At 48.7% G+C, this 23,471-nt stretch carries 23 protein-coding genes; 9 read left to right on the forward strand and 14 right to left on the reverse strand.

Annotated features, from left to right (window positions below; all coding sequences use genetic code 11):
- Positions 1–149: 149 nt before the first annotated feature.
- The gene (gene gabD, locus ABK447_RS18700) at positions 150–1,538 is read right to left on the reverse strand and encodes a succinate-semialdehyde dehydrogenase (RefSeq protein WP_007410282.1); all 1,389 of its coding nucleotides are present in this window, start codon (positions 1,536–1,538) and stop codon (positions 150–152) included.
- 105 nt (positions 1,539–1,643) lie between these two features.
- Entirely contained in the window at positions 1,644–2,951 is a 1,308-nt protein-coding gene (gene gabT, locus ABK447_RS18705) for a 4-aminobutyrate--2-oxoglutarate transaminase (RefSeq protein WP_023356706.1), read from the reverse strand.
- A 107-nt stretch (positions 2,952–3,058) separates the two neighbouring features.
- On the opposite strand from gabT, the gene ABK447_RS18710 reads away from it, so the two are divergent.
- A complete protein-coding gene (locus ABK447_RS18710) occupies positions 3,059–4,468 on the forward strand; it encodes a PLP-dependent aminotransferase family protein (protein WP_322544310.1) in 1,410 nt (469 codons plus the stop codon).
- Positions 4,469–4,495: 27 nt separating this feature from the next.
- Here ABK447_RS18710 and ABK447_RS18715 read toward each other — a convergent pair whose 3' ends face one another.
- Positions 4,496–4,810, reverse strand: a complete 315-nt coding sequence (locus ABK447_RS18715; RefSeq protein ID WP_003156322.1) for a helix-turn-helix transcriptional regulator — start codon at positions 4,808–4,810, stop codon at positions 4,496–4,498.
- A 141-nt stretch (positions 4,811–4,951) separates the two neighbouring features.
- On the opposite strand from ABK447_RS18715, the gene ABK447_RS18720 reads away from it, so the two are divergent.
- From ABK447_RS18720 to ABK447_RS18735, 4 genes are all read left to right on the forward strand, one after another.
- Positions 4,952–5,239, forward strand: coding sequence for a putative quinol monooxygenase (locus tag ABK447_RS18720; RefSeq protein WP_003156323.1), 288 nt, complete (start codon positions 4,952–4,954; stop codon positions 5,237–5,239).
- A gap of 16 nt (positions 5,240–5,255) precedes the next feature.
- Complete coding sequence (nfsA, locus tag ABK447_RS18725; protein WP_349909110.1) at positions 5,256–6,002, forward strand: oxygen-insensitive NADPH nitroreductase; 747 nt, start codon at positions 5,256–5,258, stop codon at positions 6,000–6,002.
- A gap of 160 nt (positions 6,003–6,162) precedes the next feature.
- Positions 6,163–7,038, forward strand: a complete 876-nt coding sequence (locus ABK447_RS18730) for a TetR/AcrR family transcriptional regulator (RefSeq protein ID WP_015416814.1) — start codon at positions 6,163–6,165, stop codon at positions 7,036–7,038.
- A 17-nt stretch (positions 7,039–7,055) separates the two neighbouring features.
- Positions 7,056–8,480 (forward strand): MDR family MFS transporter, encoded by a 1,425-nt coding sequence (locus ABK447_RS18735; RefSeq protein WP_094031503.1) that lies wholly within the window; start codon positions 7,056–7,058, stop codon positions 8,478–8,480.
- 41 nt (positions 8,481–8,521) lie between these two features.
- Here ABK447_RS18735 and ABK447_RS18740 read toward each other — a convergent pair whose 3' ends face one another.
- Genes ABK447_RS18740 through ABK447_RS18755 form a run of 4 tightly spaced genes read right to left on the reverse strand, consistent with a single transcriptional unit; the run spans position 8,522 to position 12,130 of the window.
- Entirely contained in the window at positions 8,522–9,466 is a 945-nt protein-coding gene (locus ABK447_RS18740; protein WP_007410275.1) for a siderophore ABC transporter substrate-binding protein, read from the reverse strand.
- 21 nt (positions 9,467–9,487) lie between these two features.
- Complete coding sequence (locus ABK447_RS18745; protein ID WP_349909111.1) at positions 9,488–10,246, reverse strand: ABC transporter ATP-binding protein; 759 nt, start codon at positions 10,244–10,246, stop codon at positions 9,488–9,490.
- The gene (locus ABK447_RS18750) at positions 10,240–11,187 is read right to left on the reverse strand and encodes an iron chelate uptake ABC transporter family permease subunit (protein WP_014416905.1); all 948 of its coding nucleotides are present in this window, start codon (positions 11,185–11,187) and stop codon (positions 10,240–10,242) included. Before ABK447_RS18750 ends, ABK447_RS18745 begins: the two co-directional genes overlap by 7 nt.
- Positions 11,177–12,130, reverse strand: a complete 954-nt coding sequence (locus tag ABK447_RS18755; protein ID WP_059366593.1) for an ABC transporter permease — start codon at positions 12,128–12,130, stop codon at positions 11,177–11,179. The genes ABK447_RS18750 and ABK447_RS18755 overlap by 11 nt, the downstream gene beginning before the upstream one ends.
- A 413-nt stretch (positions 12,131–12,543) precedes the next feature.
- On the opposite strand from ABK447_RS18755, the gene ABK447_RS18760 reads away from it, so the two are divergent.
- Positions 12,544–13,908 (forward strand): aspartate kinase, encoded by a 1,365-nt coding sequence (locus ABK447_RS18760; RefSeq protein ID WP_124934871.1) that lies wholly within the window; start codon positions 12,544–12,546, stop codon positions 13,906–13,908.
- 79 nt (positions 13,909–13,987) lie between these two features.
- Entirely contained in the window at positions 13,988–14,098 is a 111-nt protein-coding gene (locus ABK447_RS18765; protein ID WP_369719092.1) for a YjcZ family sporulation protein, read from the forward strand.
- A gap of 148 nt (positions 14,099–14,246) precedes the next feature.
- On the opposite strand, the gene ABK447_RS18770 is transcribed toward ABK447_RS18765, so the two are convergent.
- From ABK447_RS18770 to ABK447_RS18785, 4 genes are all read right to left on the reverse strand, one after another.
- On the reverse strand, positions 14,247–14,366 hold the full coding sequence (locus ABK447_RS18770; protein WP_003156334.1) for a PhrC/PhrF family phosphatase-inhibitory pheromone: 120 nt from the start codon (positions 14,364–14,366) through the stop codon (positions 14,247–14,249).
- A complete protein-coding gene (locus tag ABK447_RS18775; RefSeq protein WP_007410270.1) occupies positions 14,350–15,498 on the reverse strand; it encodes a Rap family tetratricopeptide repeat protein in 1,149 nt (382 codons plus the stop codon). Before ABK447_RS18775 ends, ABK447_RS18770 begins: the two co-directional genes overlap by 17 nt.
- Before the next feature lie 152 nt (positions 15,499–15,650).
- Entirely contained in the window at positions 15,651–17,084 is a 1,434-nt protein-coding gene (locus ABK447_RS18780) for a HAMP domain-containing sensor histidine kinase (protein ID WP_162303988.1), read from the reverse strand.
- Positions 17,071–17,754 carry a response regulator transcription factor gene (locus ABK447_RS18785; RefSeq protein WP_007410267.1) on the reverse strand — a complete coding sequence of 228 codons (684 nt, stop codon included), beginning with the start codon at positions 17,752–17,754 and terminating at the stop codon, positions 17,071–17,073. Before ABK447_RS18785 ends, ABK447_RS18780 begins: the two co-directional genes overlap by 14 nt.
- Before the next feature lie 212 nt (positions 17,755–17,966).
- Here ABK447_RS18785 and ABK447_RS18790 point away from each other — a divergent pair, with 212 nt between their 5' ends.
- Together ABK447_RS18790 and ABK447_RS18795 are read left to right on the forward strand one after the other, a co-directional pair.
- A complete protein-coding gene (locus tag ABK447_RS18790) occupies positions 17,967–19,403 on the forward strand; it encodes an ABC transporter permease (protein WP_349909112.1) in 1,437 nt (478 codons plus the stop codon).
- A 14-nt stretch (positions 19,404–19,417) separates the two neighbouring features.
- Positions 19,418–20,101, forward strand: a complete 684-nt coding sequence (locus ABK447_RS18795) for an ABC transporter ATP-binding protein (RefSeq protein WP_349909113.1) — start codon at positions 19,418–19,420, stop codon at positions 20,099–20,101.
- A gap of 103 nt (positions 20,102–20,204) precedes the next feature.
- Here the strand turns inward: ABK447_RS18795 and ABK447_RS18800 are convergent, their stop codons facing one another.
- The 3 genes from ABK447_RS18800 to ABK447_RS18810 are packed head-to-tail and all read right to left on the reverse strand — an operon-like array spanning position 20,205 to position 23,466.
- Positions 20,205–21,551, reverse strand: coding sequence for an MmgE/PrpD family protein (locus tag ABK447_RS18800; RefSeq protein WP_100001207.1), 1,347 nt, complete (start codon positions 21,549–21,551; stop codon positions 20,205–20,207).
- On the reverse strand, positions 21,548–22,699 hold the full coding sequence (locus ABK447_RS18805) for a M20 peptidase aminoacylase family protein (protein WP_007410263.1): 1,152 nt from the start codon (positions 22,697–22,699) through the stop codon (positions 21,548–21,550). The genes ABK447_RS18800 and ABK447_RS18805 overlap by 4 nt, the downstream gene beginning before the upstream one ends.
- A gap of 17 nt (positions 22,700–22,716) precedes the next feature.
- Positions 22,717–23,466, reverse strand: coding sequence for an amino acid ABC transporter ATP-binding protein (locus ABK447_RS18810; RefSeq protein WP_012116792.1), 750 nt, complete (start codon positions 23,464–23,466; stop codon positions 22,717–22,719).
- Positions 23,467–23,471 lie beyond the last annotated feature (5 nt).

A 23,471-nucleotide genomic window follows, 5' to 3' on the forward strand; every position in this document is an offset into this window, starting at 1 on the left:
CGACCTTCTTTCAATCGTATTTGCTGTTATTTTGTCTGGAATCGAACCGATTATTCCCGCAAGATCAAAAAAGCCTGCCGGCGATATTCACCGGCAGACTGCTCAATAAAAACAGCCCCGCTTAGAAGCGGGGCTTACTTTTCGGCTCATTAAAGTCCGATAGACATGTATTTGGTTTCCAGGTACGGCTCAATGCCTTCCGTACCGCCTTCACGGCCGATGCCGCTTTCTTTCATTCCTCCGAACGGCGCTTGAACCGCGGACGGACCGCCGTCATTCCAGCCGATGATGCCGTATTCAAGCTGTTCAGAAATATAGATGCCGCGGCGGTAGTTTTCTGTGAAGAAATAAGCCGCAAGCCCGAACGGCGTATCGTTCGCAAGCTTGATCGCTTCATCAATATCTGAGAACGTAACGATCGGCGCAACCGGGCCGAATGTTTCTTCATGCATGATGTTCATGGATGTATCTACATTTGACAGCACGGTCGGTGTCACGAAATAGCAGCCTTTTTCATCGTTTTGGTCATACGTTCCGCCCGTCAGCACTTTTGCGCCTTTTTCCACGGCGTCATTAATTTGGCCGACGATTTTATCGAAGCCTTTTTTGTTGATGACAGGGCCGACGTTTACGCCTTTTTCAAGACCGTTTCCGACTTTGAGTTTCGCAGCTTCTTCACTCAGTTTTTTCGCAAACTCGTCTTTTACGGATTCGTGTACGATCAGCCGGTTCGCACAGACGCAGGTTTGGCCGGCATTTCTGAATTTAGAGGCCATTGTTTGGGCTACCGCCAGATCAAGATCAGCGTCTTCATCCACGATCAGCGGCGCATGTCCGCCAAGCTCCATTGACATATGTTTTACGGTGTCGGCGCTGTTTTTCATCAGGATTTTGCCGACAGGCGTTGAGCCGGTAAAGGTAATTTTGCGGATTTTCGGGCTGCTGGTGAAGACGTTTCCGATTTCGGCTCCGTCACCGATCACCACTTGCAGCACGTCCTTCGGAATTCCCGCTTCATATGCGAGACGCGCAAGGGCGTAAGCGGAAAGCGGCGTATCCTCCGCCGGTTTGATGATGAACGTACAGCCTGCCGCCAAAGCGGGCGCGGCTTTTCTTGTAATCATCGCATTCGGGAAATTCCACGGCGTGATCGCGGCTACCGGGCCGACCGCCTGACGGGTGACGACAATCCGTTTGCCCGTTGTCGGCGCAGGTACTGTTCTGCCGTAAATCCGTTTTGCTTCTTCGGCGAACCATTCAATATAGCCGGCGCCGTATAAAACTTCTCCGACCGCTTCTTCGTACGGTTTGCCGTTTTCTTTCGTAATTAATTCCGCAAGTTCTTCTTTATTTTCAACAATCAGCTCATACCATTTTCTCAGCAGTGAGGCACGTTCTCCCGCTGATGTTTTGGACCATGATTGAAACGCTTGATGTGAACGTTCAATCGCTTTTTCAACATCTTCGGCCGTCTGCTGGGGGATGCTTTCGATCGCCTCTCCCGTTGCCGGGTTGTACACTGTTAATTGTTCTGGCATATTGAACATTCCTTTCTCTGCTATAGTAAAGCCATTGAATGCTAGTTGATGTATCTCACACTTTCATGATAGCAGACACATCCGCCGGCATTCCAATAATTGAACTCACAGAGCTGCTTCGATAATGGAAAGGCCTTCTTTGAGCTGCTCATCCGTCACGACAAGCGGCGTCAGGAATCTGATAATGTTGCCGTTAATGCCGGCCGTCAGCAGCAGCAGTCCGTTCTCGTTCGCCGTTTTGGCGATCGCCGCGGCTTTTGCTTTGTCCGGTTCCCGCGTGTCCGGATCTTTGACAATTTCGATGGCCGCCATCGCGCCGAGTCTGCGCACTTCTCCGATGCAGGCATGCTCTTTTTTCCACTCGAGCGCTTGATGCTCGATGATCCGGCCGATCTCCTCGGAACGCTGATTCAGCCCTTCTTCTTCAATAATATCCAAGACCGCAAGCGCAGCCGCACAGCCGAGCGGGCTTCCCGCATATGTGCCCCCGAGTTCCCCTGGCGCGGCGGCATCAAGCATTTCCGCCCGGCCGATGACGCCGCTCAGCGGCAATCCGGCCGCAAGTGATTTGGAAACGGTGATCAAATCAGGAACGGCCCCGAAATGTTCAATCGCAAAATACGTTCCCGTTCTGGCAAAACCGGTCTGAATCTCATCCGCTACAAAAACGATGCCGTGTTTTTGACAAAAAGCGGCGACGTGCTGCACGAAACGTTTTGACGGAATGATGAAGCCGCCCTCTCCCTGAACCGGCTCCATGACGACACAGGCGACGGTTTCCGGTGCAACTGCGGCGATAAAGAAATCCTCAAAAGCGCTGATGATAAAGTCGTCATACTGCTCGTCGCTCATGCCGGCCGGCTTTTGATAATAATAAGGAAACGGCGCCTGATACACCTCTGAGGCAAACGGGCCGAAACCGAATTTATAAGGCTTCACCTTGCTCGTCATGCTCATCGTCATGTTCGTGCGGCCGTGGAACCCTCTTGTAAATGACACGACAGCCTGGCGCTTCGTATATTTTCTGGCGATTTTCACGGCGTTTTCCACCGCTTCCGCCCCCGAATTGAGAAAAATCGCTTTTTTCGCATGATCTCCCGGCGCAAGGGCGCAAAGTTTTTCGGCCAGCTCAATATAAGACGGATACATCATGACGTTAAATCCCGGGTGAATCAGATCCTCCGCCTGTTTCTTCACGGCCTCCACCACTTTCGGATGGGAATGGCCGACATTCAGCGTTCCGATCGCTCCGGCAAAATCAATGAATCGTCTGCCGTCCAAATCGTACAAAAGCGCCCCTTCCCCTTTTACCGCCATGCTGCGGTTTCCGTTGCCGACCCCCTTGGAAACGAATTGATCCCGTTTTTGCTGCCACTGGGCAGTTGTCACTTCCGATGATGCTGTTCGACTCATAGATTCCATCCCCCTGCATTGTTTTCTTATCATTCTGACTTCTTTTTGGTATGATGAAAAGTACCAAAACCAATTTATCCATGGTATCAGAAAGGGGCAGGGTCTGGATGCTGACGATTTCCATTGACCATTCGGAAACGGCGGATTATATCTATCAGCAGATCTATCAGCACATAAAAGCGGCCGTTTTAAAGCGCAGCCTGATGCCTCATACAAAGGTGCCGTCTAAACGGGAGCTTGCCGAGACGCTGAAGGTCAGCGTGAATTCAGTGAATTCAGCTTATCAGCAGCTGCTTTCGGAAGGTTATTTATATGCGGTCGAAAGAAAAGGTTTTTTCGTGGAGGAAATTGATACGGTTTATCATGAAGAAACGCCTTCGCTCCTATTGCCTGATGATTTGAAAGAGCGGGAGACGGATAAAAGCGGCTGGATTTCATTTTCACATATGAGCGTGGATACGGCGCATTTCCCCCTGAAAAGCTGGTTCCGCTGTGAGCAGAAAGCAGCCGCCCGTTCATTTCATACACTCGGAGAACTCGTCCATCCTCAAGGTTTATATGAAGTCCGTGAAACAATTTCACGGCTTATTTCCCTGACAAGGGGCGTTACATGCCGCCCGGAACAAATCGTGCTCGGAGCGGGCACACAAATGCTGATGCAGCTGCTGACGGAACTGCTGCCAAAAAACGCGCTCTACGCCATGGAGAACCCGGGATATATGAGGATGTACCGGCTGCTGCAAAACCTCGGGAAAAAGGTTGCGACGATCAGCCTTGATGAAAAAGGCATGTCCATGGACGAAATCGAAAAACGCCGGCCCTCTGTATTGATCACCACGCCTTCCCATCAATTCCCCTCAGGCGTGATCATGCCCGCTTCCCGGCGGATTCAGCTTTTAAACTGGGCCGCCGAACAGAACGGCCGCTTCATCATTGAAGATGATTATGACAGTGAATTTAAATATGACGCCGATACGATACCGGCGCTTCAAAGCCTTGACCGGTTTCAAAATGTCATCTACATGGGGACCTTTTCAAAATCCCTTTTCCCAGGTCTGCGCATCAGCTATATGGTTCTGCCGCCCGGGCTTTTGCGGACGTTCAAAGAGAGAACGTATGACCTGCATACGTGCAGCACGCTTGCCCAGCTCGCGCTTAAAGAATTTATCGACTCAGGTGAATATCAGAAACATATTAAAAAGATGAAGCAGCATTATAAGAACATGCGGGAATGCCTCATTTCGGCTTTGGAAGAAACATTCGGAGAAAGAATCAGTGTAAAGGGCGCCAATGCGGGGCTTCATTTTGTCACTGAGTTTGAATGCGCCCGTTCAGAAAAAGAGATATTGGCACGGGCGGATGCAGAACAGCTGGATCTGTTTGCGATGAGCCGGTTCCGTCTGAAAGCGGGAGGCGATTCAAACAAACCGCAGCTTATCCTGGGGTTCGCACGCCTGAAGGAGAGCGATATTCAAGAAGGCGTCTACAGGCTTTACCGGGCGGTTTTCGGCGCATAAAAAAACCCCCGGAATTCGGGGACTTATTTACCAGCGGTCCGGTTCTGTCTGCAAAATCGCCTCCAACAGGCCGGGAAACGCCGCTTGTAAATCATCTTTGCGCAGGGAATAATAACGGTGCTTCCCGTCTATGCGCACTTGGGCGATCCCCGCTTCCCGCAGCACTTTGAAGTGATGGGACAGCGTTGATTTGGCGACCCGGACATCAGCACAGGTACCGCACGTTTTTTCTGTTGTTTCCGCCAATTGTTTGACCAGCTCTAAGCGGAGCGGATCACTCAGAGCATGAAGAACCTTTGTCAGCTGTAAGCGGTCGGTTTCAGGATGGTTTGGAATGTTCATGAGTCAAATGTAACACAGATCAGCGGCGGGTGACAATTTAGGCGGTGAGGGTTTTTCCTTTACCATTCGCAGCGAAACATGTTACAGTTAGTTCGATAATATTCGAACTATAACAAATAAACCCAATCAGGAGGAATAACAATGATCGTCTTACAGGCTTACATGAAAGTAAAAGCGGATAAACGCGAGGAATTTTTAGGAGAAGCGCAATCACTTGTTCAGCATTCACGCGCGGAAGAAGGAAATGTGCAATACGATCTTTTCGAAAAAGTCGGTGAGGAAAATACATTCGTTATGCTTGAGCAATGGAAAGATGAAGAAGCGATGAAATTCCACAACGCAACTGACCATTTCCAAGGATTCGTGGCAAAAGCAAAAGAAGTGCTGAGTGCGCCGCTTGACGTCGTCCGCACAGAACTGTCAGAGTAACGAAAGGATGAATGACATGAACGAAGTCCTTCAAATATTAACAGACCACCGTTCCATCCGCAGCTACACAGATGAACCCGTATCGGATGAGCAGCTGGACCTTATCATCCAAGCCGCTCAGGCAGCGCCCACTTCCATTAACGGCCAGCAATTTACCGTTATTGCGGTGAAAGATAAGGAGCGGAAGAAAAAAATATCCGAATTGGCTGGCGGCCAGCCGTGGATTGACCAAGCGCCGGTTTTCCTTTTATTCTGCGCTGATTTTAACCGCGCCAAAATTGCGCTTGAAGAGTATAATGATACACCGCTTGAGATCACGAACGGTTTAGAGTCCGTCTTAGTCGGAGCCGTAGATGTCGGGATTGCGCTGGGTACGGCAACGGCTGCGGCTGAATCAATGGGACTCGGCACTGTGCCGATCGGCGCCGTGCGCGGCAAGCCGGACGAACTCATTGAATTGCTGAAACTTCCGAAATACGTTTTCCCGGTTTCCGGTCTCGTCATCGGCCATCCGGCAGACCGCTCCGCGAAAAAACCTCGTCTGCCGCAAGCAGCCGTTCTGCATCATGAAACGTATCAAGAAGAAGATTTAAGAACACATATCGAGGCCTATGACAAGCAGATGTCCGAATACATGAAAAAACGCACCGACGGACAGGAAACGAGAAACTGGTCACAAGGCATCACCTCCTACTATAAGCAGCTTTATTATCCTCACATTCGTGAAATGCTTGAAAAACAAGGGTTTAAGACGGATAAATAAGCGGATCAGCCTGCCGGAACACTCCGGCAGGTTTTTTCTGTTCCTCAAACAAAAGCGTTGACACTATGTAAAAATTTTTGTTAATATTTTCATCATATACTCATTGGTTTTCTGTGAACCGATGGGTTTTCTATTGTGACGAAAGAAGGAATCTGGGCTTATGAATGATAAGAAAACGGATATTCTGCTGGCGGCAAGGAAGCTTTTTTCCGGGAAAAGCTTTTCGTCGGTTTCGATGCAGGCGATCGCAGAGGAGTGCAAAGTCTCCAAAGCGTCTTTATATAAGCTGTTTGAATCAAAGGAAGACCTGCTGTTGGAGCTGCTCGACTTTAACCAGAAACAGATGGTAGCCGCCGCTTCATTATTGAATGAAGAAACAAGCCTCTCCCCTGAGGAACGGTTTGCCAAAAAACTGATGGCTGAGCTTGAAGGCTTCAGGCGCAATCAGCAGTTTTTTAATATGCTGATGTACGGAAGCCCCTCTTCCATTAATGAGCGGGTAAAACGGCATATCCACAGAGCCCGCTCCACCTTTATCTGCTGGCATCGCGATTCACTGATTCAGACGTACGGCGAAGACATTATTCCTTATGTATGGGAGCTGGTGATCGTCCTGCAGGGGCTCCTGAGAGAATGCATCACGCTGATTAAGCTGGAAAAAGAACCGCTCGCCCTGGAGCCGCTCACGGAGTTTATCATCCGCCACCTCAATCTCATCGTCGAAAACAGGACAGCCGAAACCGCTTTGCCTCAGGAGATGATTGACCTTTATATCGCCTCCGCTTCCTCATTTGAGCCGAAAGACAAAACCGTATTGCTGGCTGAAAGCCTGAAGGAACTGAAAGAAGCCGTCTCAGCCCTTCCGGAGGAAAAATATGACGCCGCAGGACTCGCTTCCGCGGCGGCTATGCTGGAGAAAGAATCAGCGGACAAACAGCCGCGGGATTTTCTCATCAAAGCGCTTATCGGTTATTTGGAGCAGGCCGGACCGCTGCACCAGCCGCTTGCAGCCGTTAAAACATTGCTCAAACTATAAAGAAAGAAGGAATCAGCTTGAATAAGAGTATTAAAACTGCACCATACAACCGCTCTGTCATTGTCGGGATTCTTTTGGCGGGTGCGTTCGTCGCCATTTTGAACCAGACACTGCTTATTACGGCGCTGCCGCACATTATGAATGACTTCAATATAGACGCCAACAAAGCGCAATGGCTGACAACATCGTTTATGCTGACGAACGGGATTTTGATTCCGATTACCGCGTTTTTAATAGAGAAATTCACAAGCCGCACCCTCTTGATTTCCGCCATGAGTATTTTCACGGCGGGCACCATTGTCGGCGCATTTGCTCCAAACTTTCCGGTGCTCTTAACGGCCCGGATTATTCAGGCGGCCGGCGCCGGAATTATGATGCCGCTCATGCAGACGGTATTTCTCACGATTTTCCCGATGGAAAAGCGCGGCCGCGCCATGGGTATGGTCGGCTTGGTTATTTCGTTCGCGCCGGCGATCGGCCCGACGCTTTCCGGATGGGCGGTCGAAGCATTCTCTTGGCGGTCTTTGTTTTATATTATCTTCCCGATCGCAGTCATCGATTTGCTTTTAGCGATTATTCTGATGAAAAACGTCACGACATTACGAGAAACACAGATTGATATTTTATCTGTGATCTTATCGACCCTCGGATTCGGCGGTCTGCTTTACGGCTTCTCAAGCGCCGGTTCATCAGGGTGGACCAGTACTGAAGTGCTGACTTCGCTGCTTGTCGGAGCGGTCGCGCTGATTTTCTTTATCGCAAGACAGATGAAGCTCAAAAAACCGATGCTGGAATTCCGCGTGTTTTCTTTCGGGATTTTCAGCCTGACCACCCTGCTCGGAACGCTTGTTTTCGCGCTGCTGATCGGAACGGAAACCATTCTCCCGCTTTACACGCAAAAAGTCCGGGGCGTATCCGCGTTTGATACCGGATTAATGCTTTTGCCGGGCGCGATTGTGATGGGGATGATGTCTCCGTTTATCGGCCGGGTGTTTGACAAAATCGGCGGAAAGGGCCTTGCGATGACCGGATTCTTCATCATCCTGCTCACGTCCCTGCCGTTTATGAATCTGACGGACTCGACGTCTCTCATTTGGATTGTCGTCGTTTATACCGCGCGGCTTTTGGGAACAGCCATGATTATGATGCCGGTGACGACAGCGGGTATCAACGCCCTGCCGCGCCACTTAATTCCGCACGGCACAGCCATGAACAATACCGTCCGCCAAGTCGGCGGTTCTATCGGTACGGCGCTGCTAGTTTCCGTGATGAGCAGCCAGGCCGCGCACGCAAATGCGACAACTCCGGCAAACGCCGCCCTGCACGGCATGAATGCGGCATTTGTCGTAGCCGCCTGCATCGCGCTGGCCGGCTTCCTCCTATCTTTTATATTGAAGAAAAAACCGCGTCAGCCCGAGCAGCAGCAGGCCGTTACGCGGTAAACCAAAAAGAACCCGATCACGTATGTGACCGGGTTCTTTTTTTACTTCTCGATTCCGTCTTTAACTTCTTTCACCATTTGCGCCATGGATTCCAGGCCGCCTCCTGATAAATACCATGTAGCTGAATCAAGGTAGACAACATGGTTGTTTTTCACGGCTTTCACCGATTTTACATAATCATTTTCAACCACTTGTTTTGTTGAAGATTTTGTGCCGATCGCTGTTCCGCGGTCAACGACAAACATATAATCAGGGTTTGTTTTGGCGATATATTCATAAGAAATGCTTTGTCCGTGCAATGAGGCTTCGATGTTTTTGTCAGCCGGTTTGACGCCGAACACATCATGAATGAAGCCGTATCTTGATTTAGATCCGAACGCGCTGATTTTGCCGTCGTTCGCCATCACCACTAACCCGTTTTTATCCGTGCTGCTTGTCTTTTTCTTCAGATCCGCAATGGATTTGTCAATTTTCGCAAGCTTATCTTTCACTTCATTTTCTTTGTTAAAGATTTTGCCGATCACTTCGGTGTTGTGCTTGAATCTGTCAACGTAGTTTGTATAGTCATCATCAAGGTAAATCGTCGGCGCGATTTTTGAGAACTCTTTATAAGAATCAGATTGTCTGTGAGCGATAATGATTAAATCCGGGTCAATATCCGCGACTTTTTCAAAATCCGGTTCTTTTAAACCGCCTGTATTGGTGTATTTATCACTTTTATATGAAGATAAGTATTTTGGAATGTTTTGTTTCGGAAGTCCCGCCACATGATCCTGTAAACCGAGTTCATCCATCGTATCCAGCATTCCGAAGTTGAATACGACGACTTTTTTCGGATTCTTCGGCACTTTGACTCCTTCTTTGTTCAGATCATCTTTGATTGTGATTGTTTCTTTTGATTTGCCTGATGTTTTGTCCCCGTTTCCGCATGCAGAAACAACAAAAATCGTAACGAGCGCAATGAATAGCAATGCGAATTTTTTCATGATTTTCACCTCATCTGGTTTTTAAGAAAAGTACACACCGATCCGCTGACTGTCAATCTCTTGAATCGGGATAGTCATATCATAAATATCTTCAAGCACGGAGGTTTCAATGATCTTCTCCGCCGGCCCTTCTTTGACGATCCGGCCGTTTTTCAGTGCGACGATATGGTCTGAATATACGGATGCGAAGTTGATATCGTGAATCACTACGACGACCGTTTTTCCGAAGTCTTCCACAAGCCGCTTCAACAGCTTCATCATTTCAACGGAATGCTTCATATCTAAATTGTTCAGCGGCTCATCGAGAAAAATATAGTCCGTATCCTGAGCGATGATCATCGCGATAAACGCCCTCTGGCACTGGCCTCCGCTGAGCTGATCGAGGTATTTATCCTTTAATTCATCCAGCTTCATATAACTGAGGGCCTGGTTGATATGCACCCAATCTTCATCCGTCAGTTTCCCCTGGGAATACGGAAATCTGCCGAAGCTGACCAGGTCTTTAATCGTCAGCCTGATATTGATTTGGTTCGTCTGCTTCAGGATGCTGATTTTTTTTGCCAGATCGTTGCTTTTGCAGGCCCCGATCTCTTGCCCGTCGACCGTAATTTCCCCGGAATCCGTCTTAATCAGCCGGCTCATGATAGACAGCAGCGTGCTTTTTCCCGCGCCGTTCGGACCGATAAATGAGGTGAGCCTGCCCTTTTGAATGGATAGAGACGTTTTCTCAAGGACGGTTTTCCCTCCGTATTGTTTGCTTACATTTTTGACCTCTACCATGATTTATTCTCCTTTAACAGCAGATAGATAAAATAAATCCCGCCGGCAAAATTAATGATGACGCTCAGCGTCGTGGAAAACGTGAACACTTTCTCCACGACGAACTGGCCCCCGACGAGCGCGACGATGCTGATCAGGACAGAACCCGCGATTAAATACGTGTGCCTGTAGGTTTTTAAAAACTCTCTCGCCAGATTGACGACAAGCAGTCCTAAAAACATAATCGGCCCGACAAGAGCCGTAGAGACAGACACAAGAATGGCGACGACAATGAGCATCTGTTTCACAAGCTTATCGTAATCAATCCCCAGGTTGACGGCGTGCTCCCTGCCGAGCGACAGCACATCAAAAAACCGCGTGAACCGCCAGACATAAATGCCCGTCAGAAGAAAGACAGCACCGGCAAACCATAAAAGATCGGTGTTGATATTGTTAAAGCTGGCAAACATTTTGTCCTGAACAACCTGGAACTCATTCGGATCAATCAGCATCTGCATAAAGGATGACAGACTGTTGAACAGCGTGCCGAACACGACGCCGACAAGCAGAAGGAAAAACACGTTCCGCCCCTCGCCTTTAAACATGAGCTGATACAAAACGAGTGACAAGAGCACCATCAGCCCGACGGAGATGACGAAATTAAGATTTTTGTTCATCATGACGATATTCATTGAACCGAACAGGAACACGATGACGGTCTGAATGAGCATATACAGGGAATCGAGGCCTAAAATGCCCGGTGTCAGTATGCGGTTATTTGTAATCGTCTGGAAGATGACCGTTGAAAACGCGATCGCTCCTCCGGTAAGCATCATGGCAAGCACTTTGAAGCATCGTCTCGGCAGGGAGTATTCCCAATTGCCCAGTCCGTAGAACAGGAAGAATCCGATACATATCATGGCGAGCGCCGCCAGCAGCGTAATTTTTTTATTATGACTCATATGCTTTTCTCCTTAACAGCATATACAGGAAGATGCCGCTGCCGATAACACCGACCATCAGGCCGATGGAAATTTCGTACGGGAAGATGATCACCCTTCCCAAAATGTCGCAAAACAGCACAAAAACAGCGCCCAGCAGAGCGGTGTGAGGCAGGCTGCTCCTCAGGTTGTCCCCTTTGTAAATCGACACCATATTGGGAATGATCAAACCGAGAAACGGCAGCATCCCGACGGTCAGGATCACCAGTGAAGCGATGAGCGACACGATAATCAGACCGATATTGACGACGCGTTTGTATTTCAGGCCGAGATTGACGGAAAAGCTCTCTCCCATTCCCGCCACCGTAAATTTATCCGCATACACATAAGCGATGATCAAAAGCGGGATACTCAGATATAAAAGCTCATACCGGCCTTTGACGACCAGTGAGAAATCTCCCTGCAGCCAAGACGACAGGTTTTGGATCAGGTCATATTTATATGCTATAAACGTGGCGATTGAGCTGACGATGTTCCCAAGCATTAAACCGACGAGAGGAATAAAAATCGCATCATTGAACTTGATTCTCTCGAGAATTTTCATGAAAAGGAAATTTCCCGCCAACGCGAAAACGAAAGCGATAGACATTTTCACAAGCGGACTCGCTGACGTAAAAAGCATTAATGAAATCAAGATTCCGAGCCTTGCCCAATCCATCGTTCCCGCAGTCGTCGGCGATACAAATTTATTCCGGCTGATCTGCTGCATGATTAATCCGCAGATGCTCAGGCTCATGCCGGCGATGATAATGCTCACCAAACGCGGCAGCCGGCTGTCAAACAATGTACCCGCCTGTTCTTTATTTAAATGAAAAATATCCAGCGGCGACAAATCTTCTACACCGATAAATATAGAAGTACACGCCAAAACCGCCAGTAGCAAAAGTAAGTAACGTAGCTTCATGCTGCCTCCCTGCACCCATCACAAACGGTATGACTGATTGCCAAACAACTCCCATATATCCCACTCGTAATGATTATCATTATCAACGACAATTATAATCTTATCATCTTTCCAAGCGCAGTCAATACAGTTTTGCTTTCAAAAGCGGTCATCCGCGGGCCGTACACTAAATTGTCTTACAATCAGTCTATCAAGAATTTGCAGGATTTTCTATAACCTACATTTGGCTGCTTATCATTTTTTGCACATGATGACACGCTTGAGGGAAACAAATCTGACAAACAGCGGCAAAATTCCTCCACTAAAATACAAATGTTCTCCCCACGTAGAAAAAATCCTTGATTTACATGTTTGAAAGAGAGATAATAAAAATTAAATTTGTGAGAAAATTTAAATATTAGGGGATGTAAATCATGAAAGTTGTAAAATTCGGAGGCAGCTCTCTTGCGTCAGGAGCACAGCTTGAGAAAGTGTTTCAAATCGTGACGGCTGATCCCGCGCGGAAAGCCGTCGTCGTATCGGCACCGGGAAAACGCTTCTCGGACGATACAAAGGTGACGGATCTGTTAATCCGCTGTGCGGAGCATTATTTGCAAAAAGGTGCAGCGCCCGAGCTTGCCGAAACGGTCATTGAACGGTACGCCGCCATCGCGCGTGAGCTGAACCTGGATTTCTCTATTATAGAAAGAATCCGCAGTAACCTATTCGCTCTTTTAAACAGCTGTAAAACCAATCCCAAACAATATATGGATGCGGTGAAGGCGAGCGGCGAGGACAACAACGCGAAGCTGATCGCAGCCTACTTCCGACGGCAGGGCGTGAAAGCGGAATACGTAAGTCCGAAAGAAGCGGGGCTGTTTGTGACGAATGAACCCGGAAGCGCGCAGGTGCTCCCTGAGTCTTATGATCATTTGTACCGTCTGAGAAACCGTGAAGGCTTGATCATTTTTCCGGGATTCTTCGGTTACACGAAGGAGCATGAGATTGTGACGTTTTCCAGGAGCGGTTCTGATATTACCGGCTCCATTCTCGCCAGCGGCTTAAAAGCCGACCTGTACGAAAACTTTACTGATGTGGACGCCGTCTATTCCGTCAACCCGTCAATCGTGCGGCATCCGAAAGAAATTAACGAACTGACGTATCGGGAAATGCGTGAGCTCTCCTATGCCGGATTTTCCGTTTTTCATGATGAAGCGCTGATTCCCGCATTTCGGGCCGGCATCCCCGTTCAGATTAAGAATACGAATAATCCGGATGCGAAAGGAACACGCGTCGTCAGCAGCCGTGACAATACGAACGGGCCAGTCATCGGCATCGCAAGCGACACGGGCTTTTGCAGCATTTACATAAGCAAATATTTAATGAACCGGGAAATCGGTTTCGGCCGCAAAGCCCTTCACATTTTGGAGGAAGAAGGATTGACGTATGAACACGTTCCATCCGGCATTGACGACATCACGATCATCCTTCGGCACAATCAGATGGACTCAGAACTGGAACACAGGCTCGTCACCCGCCTGAAGCAGGAACTTCAAGCAGATGAAGTCACAGTCAGGCACAATCTGGCGCTGATTATGGTCGTCGGGGAAGCGATGCGCCATAATGTCGGCACAACCGCCAGGGCATCCAAAGCACTGTCGGAAGCCGGCGTCAACATCGAGATGATCAATCAAGGGTCATCGGAAGTCAGCATGATGTTCGGAGTGAAAGAAGAACAGGAAAAACACGCGGTGCGGGCACTGTATGACGAATTTTTCGCCGGAGTCTTACTCTCATAGGACACCGCCTCTTTTTTCTCTTGTCCACTAATATCCCTTACAAAGCAGCTTCTTTTACATATTGTATGGTATAGACAATATGGAGGTGAAGCTCATGTCAGGATATTCTGGAATCAGCTCTTTCGCTTTGATCGTTGTTTTATTTATCCTGTTGGTTATTGTAGGTACTGCCTATGTTGGCGGCTTCTAAGCATCACTCCGTCTATATGAGGACGCTGCGGGTTTTGACCTGCGGCGTTTTCTTTTGTTTTCCGCCGCTGTCCGAGTCCGGCCGCGCAAAAAAAGACTGCCGGGAACATTCCCATGCAGTCTTTTCCTTTGTTCAGGCTATTTTCTTCTCACGTCATTCCTCTTTCAGCTACATGGAATTCAGCCTGATCTGTCTGGCCTGCACCTGTCACTGTAAAAATCGCGGCGGCTGCTAAACAAATAACAAACCATTTAGATTTCAATTTCATACAAACCCTCACTCCTTTGTATTTGTTTCCTTGCCTCTTCGACTTTCAGAAAATAGTCAGAAGAAATTTTAAAGCAATTTTGTTCATAGTAATATTTAGCTGCTTCTAGTGCTAAATCCTCTATATCGGCGTATAAATTTTTATCTTCCAGGTAACGGAAACACGCGCTGATTGTTTCCTCATCCGGTTTCGCCTGATACAGAGCCTGCAGCCATTCGAATTTTACCGTGTAAACGGGATCGTCTGTTTCTTTAGCATATTCATATCCCCGCTTGTGATATTCCGATGCTTTTTCTTTTTTTCCGAGTTTAAAGTAAATGAGTGTGATTAGAAAATATGCTTGAGGAAGAGAATTGACGATTCTTTGTGATTCAAATGTATCGACCGCCCGTTCAAAGTACGGAATCGCTTCGCCGATGCGGTCCTGATTGTAATAGCACAGTCCGAGGTTATACAGCGCCCTCCCGACAAGCTGCGCTTTTTGTTCTTTTTCGGCCATTTGCAGAGCGTGCTGAAAATGTTTGGCCGCCTGTTCAAAGCGCCTTTCATCCATTAAATTGACGCCGAATACAAAATGGCATTGAATGATCCGGACGTTATATGTGTCCTGCTCTACGTAAATTTCATAAGCATTTTTTATATGTATCAAAGAAAAATACGTTTGTTTCATATGATAATAAGCTTCGGCCACTTTAAAATAAAACTCCGCCCGTTCCACGTGGTCCGATACGAAGGCCAGTTTTTTCTCAGCTTGTTTATAATATGTAATCGCTGAGATAAATTCTCTTTTATCAAATTCAAACATGCCTTTGAAAAAGTTGACGTAATAATCGAGAAGCCCTTTGAGGCCGGCCTGGCTGTTATCAATGTTATCAAGAATTTCCGACAGGGTCGGCTGGTCTTCTATCTTCAGTTTTTCCAGCGGCTCCAAGTAGTCCAGCATCAGCTGATGGCGAAATTCCATGAGGGAATAATAAAGCACTAAGTTCGAATCAGGCTCCATATGGTCAAGCTCTTGTTTGATCTCGGCCTTCAAGATCTCCGCATCCGGCACGCTGAATGTTCTGATGTATCGATACCACTCGTTAATTTTCTGCCCGACTGCTGAAGAAGGAATTAACCCGCTCTTCATTCCTTCACCCTCCCCATCCAAGACCTGTTTACCAGTTATTTTATCACGTTTCCGTCTCTTTCCATCCCGAAAAACACGCAAACTTTGTTTCGGCAGAGCGCAATTTTCCGAGTGGAGATAAAACAGACGGCGGCCAGACGGGACCGCCGGTTTCAAGATGATTCATGTTTCGTGTTCAGCGGAAGGCGGATTGTAAAGGTCGTGCCTTTTCCTTTTTCGCTGTCAATATCTATCGTACCCTTGTGCATTTCGACGAGCTGCCTGACGATGGAAAGGCCGAGTCCGTATTCGCCGTATGCCGTATTCGTCCGGGACACGTCCGCCTTATAAAACCGCTCCCATATATGCTCAATTTCCTCTTTGGAGATGCCGATCCCGGTGTCTTCGATTTCAATCACCGTTTCTTTATAGCCTTCATACCCGCGCAGTGTGATGTCTCCCTTTTGCGTAAATTGTATGCTGTTTTTCGTGATGTTGACGAGAATCTGGATCAGCCTGTCATAATCGGCGAATACTTTGACGCCGTCCTCCACTTGAATCCGCAGCTGATTTTGTTTTTCCTCCGCCTGCTGATTGAGATGCTCTTTAATAATTTCAAACACCTCGATGAGCGGCAGACTGAGCTTGTCCAGTTTGATTTGCTGGGATCTGATTTTTTCATAATCCAGGTTTTCTTTCACGAGCCTGAGCATCCGCTTCGTTTCTTCGCTGATCAGCGAGAAGCATTTCTCTTTATCTTTTTCCGGGATGGTGTTGCTGTTAAGCCCCTCCACAAGTCCGTTAATGGTCGTCAAAGGCGTTCTCAGCTCATGGGAGACATCGGCGATAAATTGGCGCCTCCGTTTTTCAAGGCGGTCAATCTGCTCTCTCGATTGCTTCAGATTTTTGGCCATGGTGTTGAAATCAGACGCCAGCATGCCGATTTCATCGCCGCCGCTGTTCTTGAGCGAAATATCGTAATCACCGGATGCCACTTTTCCGGTCGCATCCCGCAATGTCTGAATCCGCTTGACGTGAAATTTAGATAAAAGCCAGCTCAGCAGAATCGTGATGATAAGGGTGCTGATGATCGCGTAAATCATATAGCGGTTGACCTGGCTGATCATCTGCTCGACCCCTCTGACGGGAGACACGAGCAGCACCGCGCCTTTAAATTGATCGTTGATAAAAAGCGGTTTTGCGACAAGCGATACTTCTAAACCTTCTGTATTAAAACGGTTCATCTCCGCTCTGATCTGAACGGTTTTCCCTTGCTTCAGCATGTGCCACTCTTTACTTTTCAGCTTCTCGCGCGGCGGCATATCGTCAGGAAAAAAGTAAGGCCGCTGATGTTCATCGAAAATAATAAACCTGGTCTCGCGCGTTTTTAACATGTCCTGATACGGATACAGGCGGCGCAGATCAAGATCGCGGCCGTTCAGCTCGCTTGTGATCTGCTGCGCGTAAGAAGACAGCTCATCCACTTTATTTTGATACGCAAAATCTTTCACAAAGTGCGAAAACAGGGAAATGATGATGAAAAAGGCCAAAATCAAAATGCTGACATGACTTAACAGCAGCTGATATAAGTATTTAATCCTCATCAAATTTGTATCCTACCCCCCACACCGTGTATAAAAACGGTTTTTCCTCACTGGACAGTTTTTTGCGCAGCCGTTTAATATGAACATCAACCGTACGTTCATCGCCGTAAAATTGATAGCCCCACACCTGCTCAAGCAGCTGCTCTCTCGAAAAAACCTGGCGCGGGTTTTGTGCGAGATAAAAGAGCAGATCGAATTCCTTCGGCGTCAGATTCTCGACAGGTTTTCCGTGCAGAAACACTTCCCGCGTCTTCTTATTGATTGAAAAACACGCCGTTTCGATCAAGTCGTCGCTTTTAACGGCCTGCCCCGTCGCCCGGTATCTTCTGATCACCGCTTTAATCCGCGCTACTAGTGTCAGCGGGCTGAACGGCTTGGTGACATAGTCGTCGGCTCCCATTTCAAACCCGATCACCTGATCAGACTCCGTGTCCTTTGCGGTCAGCATAATAATCGGCACACTGCTCGTCTCTCTTATTTTCCGGCAGATCGTCACTCCGTCCATTGATGGAAGCATAATGTCCAGAATGACCAAATCCCAGTCCTCTTCCGTGAAACGCTGATAGCCTTCCACTCCGTCATGGACAAATTCGGCTTCAAATCCTTCTTTAAAAAAGAACATTTCCGTCATGGTGCATACGCTTATATTGTCTTCTATCATTAATATCTTCATTGGTTCCTCCGCTTATCTTCACGCTTTTTCTTATAATAGCACCATTTTACCCGGGTGTTTTCGGGTTTCACAATTGTTAGTTTTTATTTCATCATCCGGAAATAGTTTGTTCATATTTTTTTCATACATTTCTCCTACTATATACATATCGGATGGCCGGTGCTAAAGAAGGCCGGTTTTACAATATCTGACACCCATACGGAGGAACAGACATGAACTTTATAAAAAGAGCCTTTTGGAGCATGAAGGAAAAAAAGGGAAAAACATTTTTGCAGCTGGTTGTGTTTTCAGTGATTTGCATTTTTGTCCTGTCCGGTCTTACGATCCAGTCAGCAGCAAAGAAATCAAGCGAACTGGCAAGGCAGCAGCTCGGCGGGAGCGTCACACTCCAGGCTGACCGCCAAAAGCAAATGGCGCAGCAGCAAAAAGACGGTGAAAAGAGGACGTTTGAATCAACGCCGATTTCCGTCTCAGATGCCAAGAAGCTTACATCTTTACAGCATGTTAAAAATTACAACTTCCTCACGACAGCGTCAGCAAATGCAGAAAGCTTTGATGCGATAAAAAGCTCAGGCGAATCAGCCGATAACAGTTCCGGCGCCGGCCGTTTTCAAGGCGGCGGAAGACAGATGATTTCAGCTGATATCTCGATCGAAGGCGTGCTCTCTACGGCATTGCTTGATGATTTCACAGGCGGGAGCTCAAAAATCACTGACGGCCGCGCCATCACAAAGACAGATGCGGACGCAAAAGTCGCCGTGATTAATGAAACGCTGGCAGATCAAAACAAGCTGAAGGTCGGCGGCTCCATTACCGTTTCCTCAGCAGCGGATGATTCTGTGAAAACGAAGCTTAAAATTGTGGGAATCTATAAAACAACATCATCAGGAGACGATCAGGCACAGCATTTTTCATTCTTAAATCCTGACAATAAAATCTATACGCCTTACACCGCCGCGGCGGCGTTAAAAGGGTCTGATAACAAAAACAAAATCAGCTCAGCCGTTTATTATATGGATGATGCCAAATATATTGACTCATTCGTTGCGGCTGCGAAAAAAACATCTATAGATGATAAAACCTACGCGCTGACGACAAATGATCAGGTGTATCAGCAAATGGCCGGCCCGATTGAAAATGTCGCGTCATTTTCTAAAAACGTGGTATACCTTGTATCCATCGCGGGCGCGGTCATTCTCGGGTTGATCGTGATGATGTCGATCAGGGAACGCAAGTATGAAATGGGTGTCTTGATGGCGATCGGCGAAAAGCGCTGGAAGCTCATCGGACAATTCTTAACGGAAATTCTGGTTGTCGCCGTTATTGCCATCGGGATCGCATCCGTCACGGGCAGCCTTGTGGCGAATCAGCTCGGAAATCAGCTTCTTTCCCAGCAGGTCAGCTCAGCCGATGATTCACAGCAGCAAACAAGCGGCTGGGGCGGCGGAGAAATGCCGCGGGGAGGCGGCTTGTTCGGTCAGCATTCATCCGGCGCGGATGTCATCAGTACAATGCAGGTAAACGTCTCGCTGAATGACCTTCTGATTCTTGGCGGCATCGGCGTCGCAATTGCCGTCATCGCCACATTACTGCCGTCTGTATCAGTCATGCGGCTTCACCCTAAAACGATCCTGACCAAGCAGGAGTAAGAGGAGGCAGCATAATGAGCCTATTAACCTTTCAACAGACCGGCTACTGGTACCAAGACAAATCACAGCCGCTGTTTCAGGATATAACGATCAGCTTTGAAAAAGGGAAGTTTTATACAATTGTCGGCGCCTCCGGAAGGGGAAAAACAACGTTTCTGTCTCTGGCGGGCGGCCTTGACACACCTAAAGAGGGAAGCATCCTTTATAACGGAAAAGACATCTCCAAAATCGGATTAACCAAATTCAGAAATCAATATGTCTCTATCGTCTTTCAATCTTATCATCTGATCCCGTATATGACGGCGCTCCAGAATGTCACAACGGCGATGGAGATCACCGGCTCTAAGGAGAACAACAAAGATGCGTTCGCGCTCAGCATGCTGAAAAAAGTCGGCATCACCGAACAGCAGGCCCGTCAGCGGGTGCTGACATTAAGCGGCGGACAGCAGCAGCGCGTTTCAATTGCGCGGGCTTTCTGCTGTAACACGGATTTGATTTGCGCGGACGAGCCGACGGGAAATCTCGACGAGGATACGTCAAAGGAAATCGTCCGGCTCTTTCAGGATCTGGCGCATAAAGACGGCAAATGCGTCATCATGGTTACGCACGACGAACAAATTGCCAAAGTTTCGGATATCAACATCCGCTTATCAAGAGGAAGTTTCACGGTTAAAGAAAACGGCACGGCCGTTTCCTGATACCGCGCCCCTGCCAGCGCAGACAGGGGCGCACCCTATATCCCCCTATTCAATAGAAGTGAACGTAAAAAGAGCGAGGGCTGCATCCCCCCGCTCTTTTTATTTATATCAGCTGTAAATAACGGTCCATATTTGATTGTCCGGCTGCTTTGATCAATTCTTCCGCCTTTTTCTCTTCTCCCGGTAAAGCGAGCCGGAGTTTGTCTTCAATGTCTTTTTCAGAAAGACCGTTTCCCGGCGCTCCCTTCGGACAGTCGATACGTGTTTCATAAACATGACCGCTGGAAGCCGTGACCCGTACAATTGTAAAACGGCCCTTCGGAACGGCGTTGTCAGCCGGCTGAATTTGATCATCGCAGCTGCGGTGAATCCGCTCAAATCCTTTTTGAAGGGATTCCGGAATCGGCTCGGATGTGAAATGTTCAACTGAAAAATCCTTACCGTGCAAAGCTAAGGTGATCACATATTCCACGCTGAATCTTCCCGCTTCGCCTGTTTTCGGACGCCGTTCTGTCAATGCAGCGTCACCGCCCGGCGGATAAATCACGTCGATCCGTTCCGTTTGGCCGAAAGTGAGACCATGTTCGGCCTTCAGCTTGAGAATGGCGTCCGCCGCATGATGAGCCGCCGAGCAAAACGGATAAACCTTAAACCAAAGTCCCGGGCTCACAATCCGCCAAGGTGTTCCCCACCCGTTTACAAGCAGGGTTTCTGCCCGTTCAAGATCGCCGTACAGTCCGAAAAAACCTTTCTCCCCGTCGAGCGCATGAACTGAGCCGCCGAAACCGGCCTTGGCAAGCTGCACGGCGAACAATCCGGCTTGAGCGGCCAGTCCGGCGTGGAGCGGCTTCATTTCTGTCCCGAATTGCACTCTCATGCCTCCGGAACGGGCAGCCGCAAACCCGATTGCTTTCTGCAATTGGGTTTGATTCAGATTCTCCGCGAATCCGACGGCGCATGCGGCCGCAATGGCACCTAACGTTCCTGTATTGTGCCAGCCTTTCTCGTAATGATGCCTTCCAGCTGACTCGCCGAGCCGCGCCATCACTTCAATTCCCGTCACATAAGCACCGAGAAAACGGCTTTTGTCTATCCGGCCGGCTGATGCGGCTGCAATCAAAGCCGGAAGGATGACTGCGCTCGGATGTCCTCTTACATCAGAATGAACATCGTCAAAATCAAGCGCATGTGCGATGAATCCGTTAATGAGCGCGGATTGGGACGGCGTGGTTTTTTGATTTCTGCCGATAAGCGGCGCTATCGGCACCCCGCCTTCTTCTTCGGCCAGTTTTACCAGCTTTTCAACTCCTTTATCCCGTCTCCCCGCAACAGCTGCCGCTGTAAAATCAAGCAGTCCTTTGCGCGCTTCTTTCATCGCTTCAGCGGATGTTTCCGGCACAGACGACATGACGGCCTGAGCAAGTCCGGCCGTCAGATTTTCCGTATTCATTCCGTCTGCTCCAATACGTTGACGGCAAGCCGGGCGAAAAACTCAGCCGCTGCCGGGAGCGCTTTTTCGTCGAGTGTGAAGGCAGGATGGTGCCATTCTTCCGTTCCGTTTGTTCCCATCCAGACGAAGAAGCCGGGGATTTTTTCTTGATATAATGCAAAGTCTTCACCGCCGGGCGACTGTTCTGCCCGAACGGTCTGAAGCCCGAGGCTTTCAGCCGTTTGTTCCGCCGCCTGGATGAAACGGGCGTCGTTCATCACTGACGGAAGGTAAGGATACCAGCGGAAATCAGCCTCTGCCCCGAATCCGGCCGCGATTCCTTCGGCAACCCGCTTCATATGTTTCGGAACAGCGTCACGCGCTTCCTTTTGAAACGTCCGGACGGTGCCTTCCATTTCAACATGGTCCGGGATGACATTCCAAGAGCTGCCGCCCTGAACTCTTGTGATGCTGACGACGGCATTATAAAGCGAGCTGATATTTCTGCTGACAACTGATTGCAGGCCGCCGATGATCTGTCCTGCCGCCTGAATCGGATCAATGCTGTTATCAGGGATTCCGGCGTGGCCGCCTTTTCCTTTAACAGTGATTTCAAAGCGGTCGACACTCGCCATCAGCGGACCTTCTTTCAGACCGACCGTGCCGACGGGGAGGTCAGGTTTGTTATGCATGCCGAATATCGCCGATACACCGTCAAGCGCGCCGGCTTCAATGACCTGTCTTGCTCCGGCGGCGATTTCTTCCGCGGGCTGAAAAATAAACCGCACCGTTCCTTTCAGCTCATGCTTTCTCTCATTTAATAAAAAAGCCGTGCCGAGGATAGATGCCGTATGGAAATCATGGCCGCAGGCGTGCATCACGCCGCTGTTGCGCGAAGCAAACGGAAGGTTTGTTTTCTCTTCGATCGGCAATGCGTCGATGTCCGCTCTGACGGCGATGACGGGGCCGCTTTTGTCTCCTTTGATTTCAGCGATCACTCCGGTTTGAAGTTTCGGCATATCAAGAACCGTAATTCCTTCTTCCTCCAGCCAGCGGCGGATTTTATTCGTCGTTTCGTATTCCTCGCCTGACAGCTCAGGGTGTTCATGAAGGTCGCGGCGGATATTGATTAAACGTTTGTTTAATGATTCATACGTTTCATTTGCCATTTCTTCTTCTTCCCTTCTTAGACAAGTTCGGCGGGCTCTCCCACTTGCTTAATAAATTTTTTCGTCCGTTCGTTCTGCGGATTGTCAAACAGCTCTTCCGGCGTTCCCTGTTCGATGATGCGTCCGTCCGCCATAAATATGACCTTGTCGGCCACTTCACGAGCAAAAGCCATCTCATGCGTGACGATGATCATGGTTGTCTGTTTTTCGGCAATTGATTTGATGACTTGGAGCACCCCGGCTACAAGCTCAGGGTCAAGGGCCGAAGTCGGTTCATCCAGTAAAATCGCGTGAGGATCAACGGCCAAGGCGCGCGCAATCCCGATCCGCTGCTGCTGTCCGCCTGACATCGTAATCGGGTAGCTGTCCGCTTTGTGTTCTAAACCGACTTGCCGCAGCAGATCCATACCGATCTGTTCCGCTTCTTTTCTCGGTTTCTTTTGCGCGGTGATCAGCGCCTCTGTCACATTTTGCAGGGCGGTTTTGTTTTTGAACAGGTTGTAATTCTGAAACACCATCGCCGTCTGCTGGCGAAGCTTATGAACGTCTTTGCGCGAATAGGACGCTGCATTCAGCTTTGCATCACCGATTTCAATGATGCCGTCATCCGGGCGCTCCAGCAGATTCAAACAACGGAGGAGCGTTGATTTTCCCGAGCCTGACGGGCCGATGATGGCCGTGACTTCGCCGCTTTTGATCTCAAGATCGATCCCGTCAAGTACGGTAAGGTCTTTAAATGCTTTTCGAATATGTCTGACTTGTATCATCCTGA

This window comes from Bacillus sp. hwrm1, assembly GCF_040207805.1.
Lineage (GTDB): Bacteria > Bacillota > Bacilli > Bacillales > Bacillaceae > Bacillus > Bacillus velezensis.